Origin of the sequence: Flavobacterium sp., assembly GCF_043780635.1 — a bacterium.
Lineage (GTDB): Bacteria > Bacteroidota > Bacteroidia > Flavobacteriales > Flavobacteriaceae > Flavobacterium.
Map to the genome: position 1 here is coordinate 1 of NZ_JAYWCK010000085.1, position 2,623 is coordinate 2,623.

Here is a 2,623-nt window from a genome sequence, read left to right on the forward strand (position 1 = left end):
TACCCTGCTTGTGGAAGGAGGCCATAACGAAAAAGTGGAAGTCCTGGTGTACGATATGCTTGCCAGAATGGTGAAACGCATCGAAAAAACCGACGGTCAACCTATACAGTTTGGAGAAGAATTACCGAGAGGGGAATATCTTACCATTGTGAAACAAGGCGAGAACATGAAAGCCGTTAACGTGATCAAACAGTAAACATTTTTAAAAACTAATTTAAATCAAAGCCATCCCGATTAATATTGGGGTGGTTTTTTGTTTAAAGTTTTGTTATAGTTATTATGGGGCGGTTCAACCCTCGGTTTTCTCGCAACCTTCGCCCAACCTCACCGCAACAAACCGCAACATACCCAGTGCAGACAAAAACGAAATAAGAGAAGATTAAATTACTGTTTCTTCTTAATCAATTCATAATTGACTATGGCGAGGCCATAGAAAACGGAATCGGCAGTGATTTTTCCAAGGAGGATTCCCATAAAATAATTCCCTGTCAGGATTGGCATCCAATACATACAAAACGGACGAATGAGGAAGAAATCCAAAATGGCGGGATAACCAAATTCCAAGAGTAAATTCCGTATCAGGAAAACCACTTCTTTTAAAGGCGTTTTTTTATCCAAAGATCTATTTGTCGTTGCCAACTTCTTATAGGCTATAAATAAAATGGCACCATAAAAGGCAAAATACTCAGCAAAAGTGATTAAATAAGCAGTCGTTAAACCATCAAAGATTCGGCTGAACTGGGAACTAGCCAATGCGGCTGATGTAGCGGATAATTCGGCATATTAATACCGGTCAAACCATCCTTTGAAATTGGATTTATTGAACATTCGTAGTTTTTATTTTGACTAAAGAGCCTTTATAGTTGCTTATTCTGAATATTTTAATGGAATATATAAATTGAAGTTGTCTAATTGATTACCAAAGCTGATGCACTTGCGGCTTGATATACTTTTCGTAGATTTGGTTCATCGCCGCAATTTTCTCAGGTGTCAATATAGGTAAATCATACACAGATAAATTAGATTCGACGTGACTGGCTTTTGATGCTCCGGGAATAATACAACTAATTTCATCAAAAGACAGAATCCATTGCAAAGCAATTGGTGCAAAATTGCTAACTCTAGGAAACAAAGATTTCAAGGCTTCCACCGCTTTTAAACCCAATTCATAATCAATTCCGGAGAAGGTTTCCCCTTTGTCGAAAGCGGCTCCGTTTCGGTTAAAATTTCTATGATCTTGGGCTCCAAAAGTAGTTTTGGAATCATATAATCCTGTCAAAAGTCCGCTGGCCAAGGGAACTCTGGCTATGATGCCAATGTCTCGTTTTTGAGCTTCCTTGAAAAACACTTCCGATGGTTTTTGTCGAAAAAGATTGAAAATGATTTGTATGGTGGTCACGTTTGGATATTCAATGGCTTTCATCGCTTCATCCACTTTTTCGACGCTGACACCCAAGTTTTGAATTTTTCCCTGCTCTTTCAATCGATCAAACAATTCAAAGATTTCGGGGCGAAAATAGACTTCACTCGGTGGGCAATGCAACTGGATTAAATCCAGGGTGTCAAGTCCGGTTCTTTTGAGGCTGTCTTCCACGAATTTTTGCAGGACTTTTGGTTGGTAACCATCATTTACGTGCGGATTGATGTGACGCCCACATTTCGTGGCCACATAAATACGTTCCGAACGAGAGCGAACTACTCTTCCTACTGCAGTTTCACTCAATCCATTTTCATACACATCGGCGGTGTCAATAAAATTCACGCCGTTATCAATGGCGGTATTGATTAACTCGTCTGCAGTTTTGTCATTGAAGGGCGAACCCCATTTTCCGCCCACTTGCCAAGTGCCAAGGGCTATTTCGGAGATATTTAAATTGGTTTTTCCAAGTTTTCGATAGTTCATCTTTATTTTTTTTAGGGAATATTTATTTGCTGGACAGCACTTTAGCTATCGCTTTTTCTACTAATGGATTCATTAGTTCATATCCTGTTTTATTGGGATGTACCCCATCTTCTGAATAAGCGGAGTTCAATCCTTTTTGATCATTCACTATTACCGAATAATAGTCGAGATACAGAATCCCATTGGCATCAGCATATTTTTGTATCATTTTATTGAGACTCGCCACCTTTTCTGCAGGTTGTTTTCCTGATGACCAAGGAAAATCAAATGCAGGCAATACGGAACATAAAATCAGTTTAATATGGTTGGCTTTGGCCAATTCAGCCATCGAGACAATATTGTCGAATATCATTTCCACTGTTGAAGGACCTGTATTTCCAGCAATGTCATTGATTCCCGCTAATAAAACTACAACATCCGGCTTTAAGGCAATCACGTCAGGCCGGAAACGAATGAGCATTTGGGGCGTGGTTTGCCCACTAATGCCTCGATTTACATATGGCTTTCCCTTAAAAAAATCGGGGTTTATGATGGACCAGAATTCAGTGATGGAATCGCCCATAAAAACGATTCTTTTTTGTTCAGGTGTCAAAGGTTGGAGAGTGGCGTTTTCGTTTTGGTATTTGTTTAAATTTGCCCAGTCCTGAGCTTCTGTATTTTGTCCCATAAAGATTGATAAAAGAAAGATAAAGTAGATTGATTTTAGGTATTTCATTTCGG

General features: G+C 39.2%; 4 protein-coding genes. 1 reads left to right on the forward strand and 3 read right to left on the reverse strand.

Features of this window, described 5'->3' with window-relative positions:
- The coding region (locus ACH2BV_RS08320; protein ID WP_395049747.1) for a hypothetical protein at positions 1-196 on the forward strand (196 nt) is incomplete at its 5' end.
- A 188-nt stretch (positions 197-384) separates the two neighbouring features.
- On the opposite strand, the gene ACH2BV_RS08325 is transcribed toward ACH2BV_RS08320, so the two are convergent.
- The 3 genes from ACH2BV_RS08325 to ACH2BV_RS08335 form a co-directional block, all read right to left on the reverse strand.
- Entirely contained in the window at positions 385-753 is a 369-nt protein-coding gene (locus ACH2BV_RS08325; RefSeq protein WP_395050260.1) for a hypothetical protein, read from the reverse strand.
- A 163-nt stretch (positions 754-916) separates the two neighbouring features.
- Entirely contained in the window at positions 917-1,903 is a 987-nt protein-coding gene (locus ACH2BV_RS08330) for an aldo/keto reductase (RefSeq protein ID WP_395050261.1), read from the reverse strand.
- Between the two features lie 22 nt (positions 1,904-1,925).
- Positions 1,926-2,623 (reverse strand): SGNH/GDSL hydrolase family protein (locus ACH2BV_RS08335; RefSeq protein WP_395050263.1); only part of this gene is annotated, 698 nt, incomplete at its 5' end.

What these genes read in the sequence shown, in the direction of transcription:
- ACH2BV_RS08330 (WP_395050261.1), bottom strand. Translation starts at nt 1,903, where the DNA reads ATGAACTATCGAAAACTTGGAAAAACCAATTTAAATATCTCCGAAATA.